Source organism: Micromonospora sp. WMMD736 (assembly GCF_049179015.1).
Taxonomy (GTDB): domain Bacteria; phylum Actinomycetota; class Actinomycetes; order Mycobacteriales; family Micromonosporaceae; genus Micromonospora.
This window is the reverse complement of the sequence record NZ_JBMHMI010000001.1, coordinates 5820130-5834378: the sequence shown is the minus strand read 5'-3', so window position 1 is coordinate 5834378 and position 14249 is coordinate 5820130. Positions and strand designations below refer to the sequence as shown.

The 14249-nt window shown below is 71.7% G+C and carries 14 protein-coding genes; 3 read left to right on the top strand and 11 right to left on the bottom strand.

Translation table 11 applies throughout. The features are described 5' to 3' along the window. Nucleotides 1-116: 116 nt before the first annotated feature. Complete coding sequence (locus ACN269_RS26360; protein WP_007456482.1) at nucleotides 117-311, bottom strand: hypothetical protein; 195 nt, start codon at nucleotides 309-311, stop codon at nucleotides 117-119. A 377-nt stretch (nucleotides 312-688) separates the two neighbouring features. On the opposite strand from ACN269_RS26360, the gene ACN269_RS26355 reads away from it, so the two are divergent. After that, a complete protein-coding gene (locus ACN269_RS26355) occupies nucleotides 689-1780 on the top strand; it encodes a CAP domain-containing protein (protein WP_421474934.1) in 1092 nt (363 codons plus the stop codon). Nucleotides 1781-1890: 110 nt separating this feature from the next. After that, a complete protein-coding gene (locus ACN269_RS26350; protein WP_421474933.1) occupies nucleotides 1891-2733 on the top strand; it encodes an endo alpha-1,4 polygalactosaminidase in 843 nt (280 codons plus the stop codon). A 54-nt stretch (nucleotides 2734-2787) separates the two neighbouring features. Here ACN269_RS26350 and ACN269_RS26345 read toward each other — a convergent pair whose 3' ends face one another. The 10 genes from ACN269_RS26345 to rsmD all read right to left on the bottom strand — a co-directional run bounded on the left by ACN269_RS26345 (nucleotide 2788) and on the right by rsmD (nucleotide 12413). Further along, a complete protein-coding gene (locus tag ACN269_RS26345; RefSeq protein ID WP_421474932.1) occupies nucleotides 2788-4281 on the bottom strand; it encodes an MFS transporter in 1494 nt (497 codons plus the stop codon). Nucleotides 4282-4467: 186 nt separating this feature from the next. Next, nucleotides 4468-6687 (bottom strand): MMPL family transporter, encoded by a 2220-nt coding sequence (locus ACN269_RS26340; RefSeq protein ID WP_421474931.1) that lies wholly within the window; start codon nucleotides 6685-6687, stop codon nucleotides 4468-4470. Between the two features lie 221 nt (nucleotides 6688-6908). Beyond that, nucleotides 6909-7766: a bifunctional DNA-formamidopyrimidine glycosylase/DNA-(apurinic or apyrimidinic site) lyase gene (gene mutM, locus ACN269_RS26335; RefSeq protein WP_421474930.1), complete on the bottom strand. Its 858-nt coding sequence runs from the start codon at nucleotides 7764-7766 to the stop codon at nucleotides 6909-6911. After that, complete coding sequence (rnc, locus tag ACN269_RS26330) at nucleotides 7759-8676, bottom strand: ribonuclease III (RefSeq protein WP_421474929.1); 918 nt, start codon at nucleotides 8674-8676, stop codon at nucleotides 7759-7761. The genes mutM and rnc overlap by 8 nt, the downstream gene beginning before the upstream one ends. Then, nucleotides 8673-9659, bottom strand: coding sequence for a phosphate acyltransferase PlsX (locus ACN269_RS26325; protein ID WP_421474928.1), 987 nt, complete (start codon nucleotides 9657-9659; stop codon nucleotides 8673-8675). Before ACN269_RS26325 ends, rnc begins: the two co-directional genes overlap by 4 nt. Nucleotides 9660-9773: 114 nt before the next feature. Next, complete coding sequence (gene rpmF / locus ACN269_RS26320; RefSeq protein ID WP_030335284.1) at nucleotides 9774-9947, bottom strand: 50S ribosomal protein L32; 174 nt, start codon at nucleotides 9945-9947, stop codon at nucleotides 9774-9776. A 5-nt stretch (nucleotides 9948-9952) separates the two neighbouring features. Continuing rightward, nucleotides 9953-10516 carry a YceD family protein gene (locus ACN269_RS26315; protein ID WP_421474927.1) on the bottom strand — a complete coding sequence of 188 codons (564 nt, stop codon included), beginning with the start codon at nucleotides 10514-10516 and terminating at the stop codon, nucleotides 9953-9955. A 111-nt stretch (nucleotides 10517-10627) separates the two neighbouring features. Continuing rightward, nucleotides 10628-11125 (bottom strand): hypothetical protein, encoded by a 498-nt coding sequence (locus ACN269_RS26310; RefSeq protein ID WP_234590503.1) that lies wholly within the window; start codon nucleotides 11123-11125, stop codon nucleotides 10628-10630. 245 nt (nucleotides 11126-11370) lie between these two features. Continuing rightward, nucleotides 11371-11853, bottom strand: coding sequence for a pantetheine-phosphate adenylyltransferase (coaD, locus tag ACN269_RS26305; RefSeq protein ID WP_421474926.1), 483 nt, complete (start codon nucleotides 11851-11853; stop codon nucleotides 11371-11373). After that, nucleotides 11850-12413 (bottom strand): 16S rRNA (guanine(966)-N(2))-methyltransferase RsmD, encoded by a 564-nt coding sequence (gene rsmD / locus ACN269_RS26300; RefSeq protein ID WP_421474925.1) that lies wholly within the window; start codon nucleotides 12411-12413, stop codon nucleotides 11850-11852. Before rsmD ends, coaD begins: the two co-directional genes overlap by 4 nt. Before the next feature lie 305 nt (nucleotides 12414-12718). Between rsmD and ACN269_RS26295 the strand changes: the two genes are divergently transcribed. Continuing rightward, nucleotides 12719-14230 (top strand): cell wall anchor protein, encoded by a 1512-nt coding sequence (locus ACN269_RS26295; protein ID WP_421474924.1) that lies wholly within the window; start codon nucleotides 12719-12721, stop codon nucleotides 14228-14230. Nucleotides 14231-14249: the final 19 nt, after the last annotated feature.

Sequence of the window (14249 nt, the reverse complement as noted above, 5' to 3'; positions counted from 1 at the left end):
TACAAGATCATAAATCGTCGGCCGCGAAAGGGGCCGGACAGCGTTGCGCGCCGGCACACGGGTGTCGGCGCGCATTTTTGCGGTGGTGCTGCGATTCAGTTTTCCGACCTTGAAGATCAGGTCAGCGCCGGCTCGGCGAGACGGAGCAGGTCGTCCGCTTCCGCCGCAGCCGCCGCGAGCCGATCATTGTCGGCACGCAGACGCGTGATCTCGAACTCCAGTGCCTGAACCCTGGCACGCAGTCGGGTGACCTCGTCGAGCAGACGCCGGTCGGGCGCTGCACCTACGTGGCCGTAGAGGGCCTTCGCCATGCTGACTCCTTGATATGCGCTGCCGGAAAGGCCGGCCAAGCGCGCGCCCATTAAAGTACGCGGCTGTCATTCCAGAGGTTGTATCTGGGCATGACCGGGCGCGACTGGCGACACCTATATATTGAGCCGCAAACCCCTCCTTCGTCAAGTTCTCGCAGGCCGTAGATCATCTCCACGTCGACCTGTCCACTTGTCGGGGGGCTGCCGCAAGGCACGGACACGCTCTGTCCGGACGCCTTTACTGTACGCCCGTATTCCCGGAAGTCACCGCCTTGCCGTCCGACTTCCTCTTAACTCTTCCTTAGCCACGTTGCCGCAGGTCGCGGGCGAGTCGTAGCGTCACCCGGGCCAACAACCGACCCCGTGGAGGCAGAGGCGTGTACGGCTGGACCGACCCGATGGACCCGAACGGCGCCTCCCGGCGCGCCGCGCGGCCGACCGACGAGCCGGACTGGCTGAGAGACCGCCCGGAGCCCCGCTCGGCGTACCTGTTCGGGGACGACCCCGACCAGCCCGCCGACGAGTGGCACGCCGCCGAGCCCACCGCCCGGTGGCGACCCGCCCCCACGGACGCGCCGACCACGAGCTGGCCGGGACACACGCGGGGCGACGAACCGACCTTCGACACGCGGCCGACCGAGATCACGGACGGGTGGCGCGCCGAGGGCGGCGCGTACGCCACCGGCGGAGGCGACACGGAGGCGGCCGGCGACGGACGGACCGGCACCGGGCGGCACCGCTCGCCGCGGAACTGGCGTCGCCCGCTCATGATCGGCGGCGCTGCCGCGACGGCCACCCTCGTGGTGAGCATCGGCGTCGGCGCGCTCGCGATGCCGGGCGGCAACGGCACGGCCGACGAGCCGACCGCCGTCGACGACACCGTCGCCGCCGCACCGGCAGTCCCCACCGAGGAGGCGACCAGCGACGCCCCGGCCCCGCCGTCGGCGACCAGCTCGCCCAGCCCGGCCCGGCCGAGCCCGTCGCCGAGCAAGGTCGTCAAGCCCACCCCGGCCTCGTCGCGGACCACCGCCACGTCCCGTCGCAGCGTCGATCGCAGCACCGCCCCGAGCACCACCGGCGGCACCGTCAGCGACCAGGCCCGCCAGGTGGTGGACCTGGTCAACGCCGAGCGGGCCAAGGCCGGCTGCAAGGCGCTGAGCATCGACGACAAGTTGATGACCGCCGCGCAGCGGCACAGCCAGGACCAGGCCGACCACAGCAAGATGACGCACACCGGCAGCGACGGCAGCGACACGGGCGTCCGGCTGGACCGCGTCGGCTACGCGTGGCGTACCTACGGCGAGAACGTGGCGTGGAACCAGAAGACGCCGGCCGCCGTGATGGACGCCTGGATGAACAGCTCCGGACACCGCGCCAACATCCTGAACTGCGCATTCACCGAGATCGGCGTCGGCATCGCCAGCAGCAACGGGCCGTACTGGACGCAGGTCTTCGCGGCGCCGCGCTGACCGCGCGTCGTCCGCGCCCCCGCGCTCGTTGACCCGGGTGGGTACGCCGACGTAGGCGGCGGCGTACCGGTGGGGGCGGCGACGGGCCGCCCGGGACCCGGGAGCTGCCGATGCGGATCCGGCCGCGGCGACGTCGCGCCGCACCCGCGCTGCGCCGGATCGTGTCGGCCGCCGTCGCACTCGTCCTGGTGGTGCCGGCGTACGGCTGCCGGCGCGAGCTGACCCCGCCCGGCGCGCCCACCCCGTGGCCGGCCGCCCAGTCCCGCCACTGGCAGTGGCAGTGGCAACTCGACGGCCCGCTCGACGAGACGGTGGACGCGGACGTCTTCCTGCTCGACCCGGTGGCGACCACGGCGGCGCAGACGGCCGAGCTGCGCGCACGGGACCGACGGCTGATCTGCCAGGTGGCGGTCGGCTCGGTGCGCCCGAACGACCCGGACGCCAGCCGGCTGCCCGCCGCCGTGCTCGGCGCCCCCGGTCGAGAGTCCGGCAGCCGGTGGCTCGACGTACGGGCCTGGGACGCGCTGGAGCCGGTGCTGGCCGACCGGTTCCGGCTGTGCCGGGGCAAGGGCTTCGGCGCGGTGGCGCTGGCCGACGCCGACGGGTACGCGCACCGCAGCGGCTTCCCCCTGGGCTTCGACGACCAACTGCTGTTCAACCGCCGGCTGGCCCGCCTGGCCCGCTCGCTGGAGCTCTCCCCCGGGCTGGTCAACGACGTGCCGCAGCTGGCGGCCCTGGCGCCGGACTTCGACTTCGTGGTCAACGAGGAGTGCGTCCGGCTCGACCAGTGCGCCAAGCTGCTGCCGTTCGCGGACGCCGGCAAACCGGTCTTCCACGTCGAGTACGTCGGCACGACCGACGAGTTCTGCGTCACGACGGTCGGCTACGGCTTCGCGTCGATCCGCAAGGATCGGGAGTTGGACGCCTGGCGGGAGCCCTGCCCGCTGCCGTGACCGACCGGTGCCCCCGTCCACGGGGTATGGACGGGGGCACCGGTCGGCGGGGGTTCAGGCCTTGCTGGCCGGGCTGTGCTCGGTCGGGGTGCGCGGGGACGGTACGTCCGCCTGCTCCGCGCTGAGGGGGGTGGCCAGGTTCTCCAGCGACTGGCCCTCGGCCCGGACGCCGAGCGCCATCTCGACCAGCCCACCGATGATCATCACGATGGCGCCGATCACGAAGGCCAGCACGGTGTCGCCGACCTCGCCGGTACCGACCAGCTTCGAGAAGAGCAGCGGGCCGGTGATGCCACCGGCGGCGGTACCGATCGCGTAGAAGAACGCGATGGCCATGGCGCGGGTCTCCATCGGGAAGATCTCGCTCACGGTCAGGTACGCCGCGCTCGCGCCCGCGGAGGCGAAGAAGAGCACGATCCACCAGCAGGCCGTCATCGTGGTGGCGCTGAGCGAACCGTTGTGGAACAGCCACGCGGTGCCCAGCAGCAGCAGACCGGAGAGCACGTACGTGCCGGCGATCATCGGTACCCGCCCGACCGTGTCGAAGAGCCGACCCAGCAGCAGCGGCCCGGCCAGGTTGCCCACCGCGATCACGGCGAAGTAGTAGCCGCTGTTGCCCGGCTGCACGTCGAAGAAGGTCTCCAGGATCTGGGCGAACCCGAAGGTGATCGCGTTGTAGAGGAACGCCTGACCGATGAAGAGCGAGAAGCCCAGGATGGCCCGCTTCGGGTAGCGGGCGAAGAGCGTCTTCGCGATGGCCAGGAAGTTGGTGCTGCGGCGCTGCCGGATGGTGATGTAGTCGTCGGCCTCGGTGAGTTCCCGGCCGGTCTCCCGGCGTACCTCGGCTTCGACCGAGTCGACCAGCTCGTTCGCCTCGTCCGCCCGGCCGTGGATGAACAACCAGCGTGGACTCTCCGGTACGTGCCGGCGGACCAGCAGGATCACCACGCCCAGGATCGCGCCCAGGCCGAAGGCCACCCGCCAGCCCAGGTTCGTCGGCAGGCCGTTGAGCAGCGGCACCGTCAGCAACGCGCCCATCGCGGCGCCCAGCCAGAAGGTGCCGTTGATGATGATGTCGATCCGGCCGCGGTGCCGGGCCGGGATCAGCTCGTCGATCGCCGAGTTGATCGCCGCGTACTCGCCACCGATACCCATGCCGGTGAGGAACCGGAACAGGAAGAACCACCAGGTGTCGAAGGAGAGCGCGGTCAGCGCGGTGGCGACCAGGTACAGGCCCAGGGTCAGCAGGAACAGCTTCTTGCGCCCGAACCGGTCGGTGAGCCAGCCGAAGAAGAGCGCGCCGGTGCACGCGCCGGCCACGTAGAGCGCGGCGGCCAGCCCGGTGACCTGGCTCTGGGTGATGTCCAGACCGCTGCCGGGCTCGGCCAGCTTGCCGGACAGGTTGCCGACGATGGTCACCTCGAGGCCGTCGAGGATCCACACGGTGCCCAGGCCGATGACGATCATCCAGTGCCAGCGGGACCACGGGAGCCGGTCGAGCCGGGCCGGAACGTTGGTGCGTACGGGGGCGGTCTGCACGTCGGTCATGGCGTACCCCGGCGTGGTTCGGAATACCCCGGCGCGTCGGCCCGCGAGGGGGCAGCCGGGGTGCGCTGTTCGTCCATGCCGGCCCAGATGCCCCGCCCCACGCTCGACTAATCCTCGCGTCCACCCGCACCGGACGGCCGGTGCCGGGCCGCGGGTCGCGGCCCGGCACTCAAGGCGGTCGGCTGCTCAGGAGACGGGCACCAGCTCCGGGGCGGGGGTCGGCGGATCGGTGGGCGCGGGTGCCGGACGGCGGCGCAGGAACCGTGGCGCCCACCAGTTCGCGTCACCGAGCATGGTCATCAGGGCCGGCAGCACCACGCCCCGGATGATCGTGGCATCCAGCAGGATCGCCGCCGCCAGACCGATACCGAGCTGCTTCATGTCGATCGTGCTCAACGTCGCGAAGATCGAGAACACCCCGACCATCACGATCGCCGCGCTGGTCACCACCCCGGCCGACGAGGTGATGCCGTACGACACGGCGTCGCGGTTGGACATCCCGGCCCGGACCCCCTCACGGATCCGGCTCACCACGAACACGTGGTAGTCCATCGAGAGGCCGAACAGCACCACGAACAGGAACAGCGGCAGCCAGGAGACGATCGCACCCATCGACGTGAAACCGAGCAGCCCCTCGGCCCAGTCGCCCTGGAAGACCAGCACCAGCAGCCCGTACGCGGCGCCGGCCGAGAGCAGGTTCAGCACGATCGAGCTGGCCGCCACCACGACCGAGCGGAAGGTGAACGTCATGACGAGGAATGTGAGCACCAGCACGAAGCCCATCACCAGCGGCAACTTGTCGCGGACGTGCGCCGCGTAGTCCTCGCTGTCGGCCACGCTCCCGCCCACCGCGTACTCGATGCCAGGGATGCCCCGCAGCTCGGCCGGGACCAGGTCGGTGCGCAGCTTCTCCAGCGACTCCACCGACCGGTCGTCGCGGCTGGCGTACGGGGTGGCGACGTCCAGCACCGACACCCGCCGGTCGGCCGACACCTTGATCTTCGGGCCGTCCGCCTCGGTGGGGGCGAACAGCGGATCGGCGGAGGCGCGGGCGGCCAGGTCGGTGAGCGCCGCGCCGACCCGGTCGGCCTGGTCGGCCGGCGCCCGGACGGCCACCACATGGTTGGTGCCGGTGCTCGGGAAGGCGGCGGTCAGCCGGTCGTACGCCTGCATGGCCGGTGTGGTGCGCGGCAGGTCCTCCATGCCGGGGAACTTCAGCTTCATGCCGAGTGCCGGCGCGGCCAACGCGAGCAGCAGGCCGACCGAGATGACCAGCGTCGCCACCGGCGCCCGCAGCGCGGGACGCAGCACCGCCGGCCAGAGCCGGGGCGTACGGGCCTCGCCGTGCCGCCCCGTGCGCGGCGCGGTGAGGCGCCACAGCAGCGGCACCCGGGGACGGTCGACCCAGCGGCCCAGCCGGGCCAGCAGGGCGGGCAGTACGGTCAGCGAGCCGGTCACCGCGACGGCGACCACCAGGATCGAGCCCACGGCCAGGGACGAGAAGACGACGTCACCGGCGAGGAACAGCCCGGCCATCGCGATGATCACCGCGACCCCGGAGACCACCACGGCGTGCCCGGAGGTCTCGGCGGCGATCTCCACGGCGTCCAGGCCGGAGCGGCCCTTGGCGCGTTCCTCCCGCTCCCGGCGGATGTAGAACAGCGAGTAGTCGACCCCCACCGCCATGCCGATCAGCAGGATCACCGGTGACGTGGTGTCGGTGGCCGGCACCAGGTGCGAGGCGAGCGTGGACAGACCCATCGCCGCGGCGACCGACGAGAGCGCCAGCAGCACCGGCACGCTGGCCGCGACCAACGCTCCGAACGCGATGATCAGAATGGCCAGGGTCACCGGCAGGCTCAGCAGCTCGGCCCGCTCGAAGTCCTTGCCGAGGGTGTCGTCGAGCGCCTGACCGATCGACGGCCCGCCGACCTGCTCGACGCGTACCTCGGGATGCGCGCTCTGCACCCCGGCGGTGACGTTGCGCAACGGCTGTACCCGGTCGGACGCCGTCTCCGGATCGCCGGACATGGTAATCGGCAGCAGCAGCGCGGACCCGTCCCGCGCGGTGACCGGCGGGCCGACCTCGGCGACCCCGGTGACCGTACGCAGCCGGGCGGCGGCATCGTCGGCGGCCGCCTTCGCCGCGGCCGGGTCCAGGGCGCCACCCCGGGAGGTGATGAGGACGTTCTCCACGGCCGGGTCGTCGAAGGCCCCGCCGTCCACGATGAGGCTGGCCCGTCCGGCCTCGCCGATCGCCTGGTCGCCGCTGGTGGCCTCGTTGAGGCCGGCGGCGTTGCCCCCGACGAAGCACACCGCCACGAACACGACCCACAACGCGATCGCCCGCCACGGATGCTCGGCGCTCCACCGCGCCATCCGCACCGTCACCGGTCTGCTGCCCATCAGTGCCCCCCTGTCACGTCGACCCCCTGCCGACCGTGCTGACGTTAGGGGCGTGACGAGGCGGTCACATCGGGGAACGGCCCCGGCCCACCCCGGAGTCGTTCCACCGGGGGCGGCGGGTCCGCCGGACGGGCATCAACCCGCGATTCGGGCGTACGCCGGGGAAGTGCCCGGAGCGGCCGACCGCGACCCGCCGGCACCGACCCGGAATCGACTCCGGGTCATCCCCGAAGGGAACCCCGAGGCCGGGGCTGACACCGCGGGCAGCTGTACGAGGAGCGGTTCATGAACGACTCGCGCCGGATCGGCGTACCGCAGCGCCGGCACGGCTCGCCCTCGCGGCCGTACGCGTTCAGCGCACGGTCGAAGTAACCGCTCTCGCCGTTGACGTTGACGTAGAGGGCGTCGAAGCTGGTGCCGCCCTCCTTGATGGCCTCGGCGAGTACGTCACGGACGTGGCCGAGCAGGCGCTGGGCGGCCGGGCCGGTGAGCGCGTCGGTGGGGCGGGCACCGTGCAGCCGCGCACGCCAGAGCGCCTCGTCGGCGTAGATGTTGCCCACGCCGGAGATCAGCGTCTGGTCGAGAAGGGCCCGCTTCACCTCGGTCCGTCGCCGGCGCAGCGCGGCGACGAACGCCTCGTCGGAGAACTCCGGGTCCATCGGGTCGCGCGCGATGTGCGCGATCTCGGCCGGCAGGTCGGCGCCGCCCTCGCTCACCGCCAGTCCACCGAACGTGCGCTGGTCGACGAAGCGCAACTCGGGCCCGTCGTCGGCGAACCGGAACCGGACCCGCAGGTGGGTCTCGTCGGCGGTGCCGGGCGGCTGGAGCAGCAGCTGACCCGACATGCCGAGGTGCCCGACCACCGCGTCGCCGCTGTCCAGCGGGAGCCACAGGTACTTGCCGCGCCGCCGGACGTCCAGGATCGTCCGGCCGGCGAGGACGTCGGCGAAGTGCGCGCCACCGGGTACGTGCCGGCGGACGGCCCGCGGGTGCCGGACCTCGACCGAGGCGATCCGTCGGCCGGTGACCCACTGGGCCAGCCCCTGCCGGACGGTCTCCACCTCGGGCAGCTCAGGCATGGCGGGAACCCTGCTCCTGCGCCACGTCGGCCGGCATGACCTGCGCCAGGTGGTCGGCCTCCTCGGCCTGGGCCGCCTGCTCGGCGCGCTCCAGCGGCCCGGCCGCGACACCCTGGTCGGCCGCGACACCCTGGTCGGCCGCGGCGCCCTGCTCGGCCGCGGCGCCCTGCTCGGCCGCGGCGCCCTGCTCGGCCTGCTCGTGCTGGTCCGAGAGCATCCGCCAGGCCGCCTCGGCGGCGCGCTGCTCGGCCTCCTTCTTGCTGCGCCCCTCCGCGCCGCCGTACCGGTTGCCGGCTACGACGACCCAGGCCGTGAACGTCTTGAGGTGATCCGGTCCGGTGCCCTCGATCCGGTACTCGGGCACGCCGAGGCCGAGCGCGGCGGTCAACTCCTGCAGGCTGGTCTTCCAGTCCAGGGCGGCGCCCCGGCCGGCCGACTCGGCCATCAGCGGGTCGAAGAGGCGGTGGATCACGATCCCGGCGGTGTCCAGCCCGTACTGGAGGTAGATCGCGCCGAGCAGCGCCTCCAGGGTGTCGGCGAGGATGCTCGCCTTGTCCCGGCCACCGGTGGTCTCCTCGCCCTTGCCCAGCAGCAGGTACGCGCCGAGGCCGTCCGGGCCGAGGCCACGGGCCACGTCGGCGAGCGCCCGCATGTTCACCACGCTCGCCCGGAGCTTCGCCAACTGCCCCTCGGGCAGGTCCGGGTGGTTGTGGAACAGGGCGGTGGTGATCACGACCCCGAGCACGGAGTCGCCGAGGAACTCCAGCCGCTCGTTCGTCGGCAGGCCGCCGTTCTCGTACGCGTACGAGCGGTGGGTCAGCGCGCGTTGCAGCAGGTCCGGCTCCAGGCTGACGCCGAACGCGGCTTCCAGGTGACTGACGGACGCCCGCCGCCGCTTGTCGTTGCTCATGATGTGCGTACCTCGGTGTCGGTGGAGCGGTCGGTGCGGTCCGTCGCGGCGTCGCCGTCGAGCAACGCGGAGACCAGATCGGTGGCACGCCGCCGCCAGAGGTGAGCGGCGAGGGCAATGCCGGAGGCGACGTCGGCGGGGCGGGCGGAGCCGTGACAGACGACGACGGTCCCCGCGACGCCCAGCAGGGCCGCCGCGCGGGGAGCGCCACCCTCGGCGGGTGGGCCGCCGGCCATGGCGTACGCGCCCTCGATCGCCTTGAGCAGCACGTTACCGGTGAAGCCGTCGGTGACCACCACGTCGGCGCGCGCGCCGACGGCCACGTCGTACCCCTCCACGAGACCGACGTAGCGCGCCCCGGCGGGCAGCGGTTCGACGGCGAGCAGGGGGTCGGTGGCTCGGCGTACCCGGTCGCCCTTGCCGGCCTCGGTGCCCACCGAGAGCAGGCCGACCCGCGGCGCGGCGATCGAGTGGGCCACCGCGGCGTACGCGGCGCCGAGCACGGCGTGCCGGGCGAGGGTGGCGGGGCGGGGTTCCAGTGAGCCGCCCACGTCGAGCAGGACCACCGGCCCGGCGACCGCGGGCAGGGTGGCGACCAGGGCGGGCTGGCGGATCTCCGACCAGCGCCCGAGCCCGAGCACGGCGGCGGTCACCGTGGCACCGGTGGCACCGGCGGAGACGAGGGCGTCGGCGGTGCCGTCGCGGACGGCGGTGACGGCGGCCCGGACGGTGCTCTCCGAGCGGGCGGCGCTGGGATGGTCGGCCATGCCGACGGCGGCGCGGACCGGCCGGACCGTGATCCGGGTCCGTTCGGCCGGGGCGAGGGCAGCGATCAGCGCGTCGGCGACCTCGGTCGGACCGACGAGCAGCAGATGCAGATCAGGGTCGGCGCGCATGGCCCGCAGAGCGCCGTCAACCACGACGGCGGGAGCGTCGTCCCCGCCGAGGAGGTCAACGGCGATCCGCGCGGCGCCCGGCTCCACCGGAACACCGGCCGGGTTGGGCCGGCCGGTGTCGGAGGGAGCCGGGACACCGGGCGAATGCCAGGGTGCGCGCGCCGCCCGACCCGGGGTCGGGGGCGTCACTCGGCGTCCAGGTCAGACCTCGAGAACCTGGCGGCCGTTGTAGGTGCCGCAGACGGAGCAGGCGGCGTGCGGCAGCTTCGGGGACTTGCACTGCGGGCACGCGACGGTCGCGACCACGGTCGCCTTCCAGTTCGCCCGGCGGGACCGGGTGTTGCTGCGCGACATCTTGCGCTTGGGGACGGCCACGGTTCTTACTCCTCTGTACGGGTCAGTTGCGTCAGGCCCGCCCAACGCGGGTCGATCTGCTGGTGACTGTGGTCGGCCGGCAGATCGTCCCAGTGCGCCCCGCAGTCGGGGCACAGTCCTGGGCAGTCCTCCCGGCAGAGCGGGTTGGTCGGCAGCGTGAGCACCAACGCGTCCCGCAGCGCCGGCTCCAGGTCGATCAGATCGCCCTGCATCCGGCCCACCTCGTCCTCGTCGGTCGTGGCGTCCGTGGTGCTGTTCTCGTACGCGTACAGCTCCTGGATCGTCACGGCCATCGATTCGTTGATCTCGCGCAGGCAGCGCCCGCACTCGCCCCGGACGGGACCGGTGATGGTCCCGGAGACGAGCACGCCCTCGGACACCGACTGCAACCTCAGATCGAGGTCGAGGTCTGCGCCCTCCGGCACGCCGATCAACTCCACACCGAGGTCCACCGGTGCCGGCACGACCCGCTTGACCTCACGCAACGCACCAGGGCGGCGCGGCAGGTCTCTCGTGTCGAGGACCAGCGGCGACCTGGGGTCGAGTGTCGATGGCGAGTGCTTGGGCATAGTGAGACTCCGGCCGGTGAGAGGCCGACAAAAAAGGTTACCTGGGCGACCGCCCGGCCGTCGAACCGGGGGCGACGCCTGCGGCGTGAATGTCGGCTGGTGAGGTGCCGCTCAGAAGGGTAGCGGGCGTTCCGCCTCATCCCCACCGAAGGTGCCGATCTCCCGCAGCGCGTGCATCTTGTCGCGGCCACGCTCTATCGAGGCGAGGGCCCGGGTGAGGAACTGCTCGAAGTTGGCCAACGCCGTGTCGACGTAGTCGTCGACCTCCTCGCGCAGGCGCTGCGCCTCGGCGCGGGCCTCGGCGATGATCCGGGCGCCCTCGTGCTCGGCCGACACGGTGATCTCGTTCACCGACACGAGGCGGGCGTGTTCTGCCTCACCCTCGCTGATGATCCGGTCCGCCTCGCGCTTGCCCGCGTCCATGATCTTGTCGCGCTCCTCCAGGAGCGCGGCGGCGCGGCGCAGGTCGGCAGGGAGGTCCGCGCGCATCTCGTCCAGCGCGGCGATCATCTCGCCCCGGTCGACCATGCAGTTGTTCCGCGACATCGGGACGGAGCGCGCCTGCTCCACCATGGCGATCAGTTCGTCGATGCGATCGAGCGGGTCCACCGGTACCTCACTCCTGTCGTTCGTCGGCCGACCTCCATGATGCGGGCTACGGCCGGTTCCCCGCTGTGCTCATCATGGCGTGCCCGCCCCACACGATCCCCCACCACCCCAACCCGGCGCGTCGCGAAGCCGTCACTCCCCGCCTCCACCGCGCCGATCTTGCGGTTTCTGTCGCCGCAAAGCGCCACGAAAGGAGCAATACGTCAACCGAAAGTGCAAGATCGCGGGGAGGTGGCGGTGCGGGGTCAGGGGCGGGGGGTCAGGCGGGCCTGGAGGGCTTCGCGGACCGGGTCGGGGACGTGCGCGGAGATGTCTCCGCCCCACTTGGCCACGTCCTTGACGAGGCTGGACGAGAGGAACGAGTAGAGCGGATTGGTCGGCATGAAGAGCGTCTCGACGCCGGCCAGCCCGATGTTCATCTGGGCCATCTGCAACTCGTAGTCGAAGTCGCTGACCGCCCGCAGCCCCTTGATCAGGACGCTCGCCTGCTGCGCCCGGCAGAAGTCGACGAGCAGCCCCCGGAACGACTCGACCCGTACGTTGTCGTACGAGGCGGTCACCTCGCGGAGCATCTCGATCCGCTCGTCGACGGTGAACAGGCCGCTCTTGGACTGGTTGACCAGGACGCCGACGATCACCTCGTCGAACAGCCGGCTGGCGCGGCCGATGATGTCGAGGTGTCCGTTGGTGACCGGGTCGAACGAGCCGGGACAGACCGCACGTCTCATGATCGGCGACCGTACCAAAGGGTGGTCTCGCCATACCGCCGACTGCGCTGCGGGGTGATCCCCTGCACCCACTCGAAGTCCCTGGTCCGGCGGGACCGCTCCACCACCACGAGGGCGTCGGGCATCAGCCAGCCGCCGTCGACCAGCGTCGTGAGCAGCGCGGTGATCTCCGTGTCCGGCACGGCGTACGGCGGATCGGCGAAGACCACGTCGTAGCCGCCACCGTCCGGACCGGCGGCCAGCACCGTCGCCACCTTGCCGGCCACCAGACGTACGGCGGCGCCGGCCCGCAGGGTCGCCACGTTCTCCCGGATCACCCGGGCGGCTCGCGGATCGGACTCCACGAGCAGGACGTGCCCGGCGCCCCGGGAGAGCGCCTCCAACCCGACCGCGCCGGAGCCGGCGTACAGGTCGGCGAAGCGCGCACCGTCGAGGTCGACCTCGGACTCGACGGCGCTGAACAGCGCCTCCCGGACCCGGTCGGACGTGGGTCGGGTGCCGGCGCCGGGCGGCGCGGCGATCCGTCGGCCACCGAGCGTCCCGGCCACGATCCGGGTCACCGTCTCCTCCTGCTCATGACCACGACGCTACGCGATCAGCCGGACTCGACGGCCGACACGGTCGGTACCGCCACGCGGACGACGTGATCACTTCTCGTATATCAATGATCTCAAGTTCATAACATCAGTCTTAGCAAATCCTGAGCGCTGTATCACGACGGGCGATATCGCTAGGGTCTGCCGGGTGCCGGCGACAACCCGCCGGCCCACGGCTCGGGAGGGCGCCTCTCCGATCGGACGTGCAGTGACCGTCCACTGTCTCTCCCGTGCCACACCCCTGACGCTTCAGCACTCCAGGAGTACCCGTGATCCGTCCCAAGCTGTCGCTCCGGCGACCGCTGGCCATCCTGGGAGCCGCCATCGTCGGCCTCACCGGGGTCGTCGCGGTGGCCGCCCCAGCCAGCGCGCACCACACCACGATCAAGGCCACCGTCGACTGCGACCGGCAGACCGGCGAGCGCGTGATCACGTGGAACGTGGAGAACAGCGAGCGCGACAAGGCCGTGACGCTCCAGCGGGTGACCGCGGAGCCGGCGACGCCGGTGACCGTGCCCGTCGAGGGCGCCAAGGCGGTGCCGCTGCAGGGCTACGTCATCAAGAAGGGCGGCTCCGTGCAGGCCGTCCAGCGGGTGCCGGGCAACACCGCCAGCGCCAAGCTCGTGGTGTTCGGCAAGTGGAAGAAGAACGGCCAGGAAGCCACCAACGACGGCAGCATCACCATCCCCGCCGACCGGTCCTGCGCTCCGGCCCCGAAGTGCGTCGAGCTCGACAAGGCCAAGTACAGCCACACCTTCGACGGCCCGAAGGGCACCGCCACCGTCAAGCTCGACGGTGACCTGCCGCTCTGTGGCGAGGGCAAGCAGTACTTCACCCTGGTGTCGTACTTCGCGCCGCGGCCGCAGTTCGCCACCCCGCAGTACGTGTACGGCACGCCGGACAGCGACTTCGTCAGCGCCACCCAGACCGAGATCACGCTGAACGTCGAGATCCCGGACTGCCACACCCAGGTCGACCTCATCTGGGGCGACAAGGACCAGGTCATCGACGAGATCGTCGACGGCGGCAAGCGCTACGACAACAAGAAGCTGGGCTCGCCGGGCACCCCGGGCAACCGGTCCAAGGGCCCGCAGGGCTGGTACAACGGCGGCAGCAAGAGCTGCGCCACCCCGGCCTCGACCTTCGCGTCCAACTGCGACGGTTCGGTCGCCGTGTCGCTGAGCAACGACGGCAAGATCAGCAAGTACGCCGTCGAGTTCGAGGTCAAGGGCGAGAACGGCTTCACCAAGAAGGTCTCCGTTGCCCCGGGCAAGGCCGACACCAGCATCGTGGTGCCCGCCGCCGACGCCGGCAAGATCGAGGTCCTGGTCGACGGCAAGGTCATCGAGAACGGCACCTACTCGTGGGCGCGCCCCGAGGACTGCCCGCTGCCGGCCGTCACCACCAAGGCCGACTGCAAGGAGTTCGCCCTCACCGTGACCAACCCCGAGGGTGGCATGCCGGTGAAGACCACGTTCACCTACGGCGACAAGACCGAGACCCGTACGGTCGCGGCCGGCGCCTCGGAGACGGTGACCTTCAAGGCCGGCAAGGCCGAGTCGGCGCTCGTCGCCCTGCCGGACCTGGACCTGGAGCTCGAAGCCGTCTACACGCCGGAGGGTGACTGCGGCGGCAGCGGTGGCGGCGGCGAGGACGAGCCGGGCCTCCCGGTCACCGGTGCGGCGGCGGGCGGCATCGCCGCCGGTGCGATCGCGCTGCTGATCGCGGGCGCGGTGCTCTTCGTCATCGCCCGTCGGCGTCGGGTGACCTTCACCGCCTGACCTGACCTGCGCTGAAGCC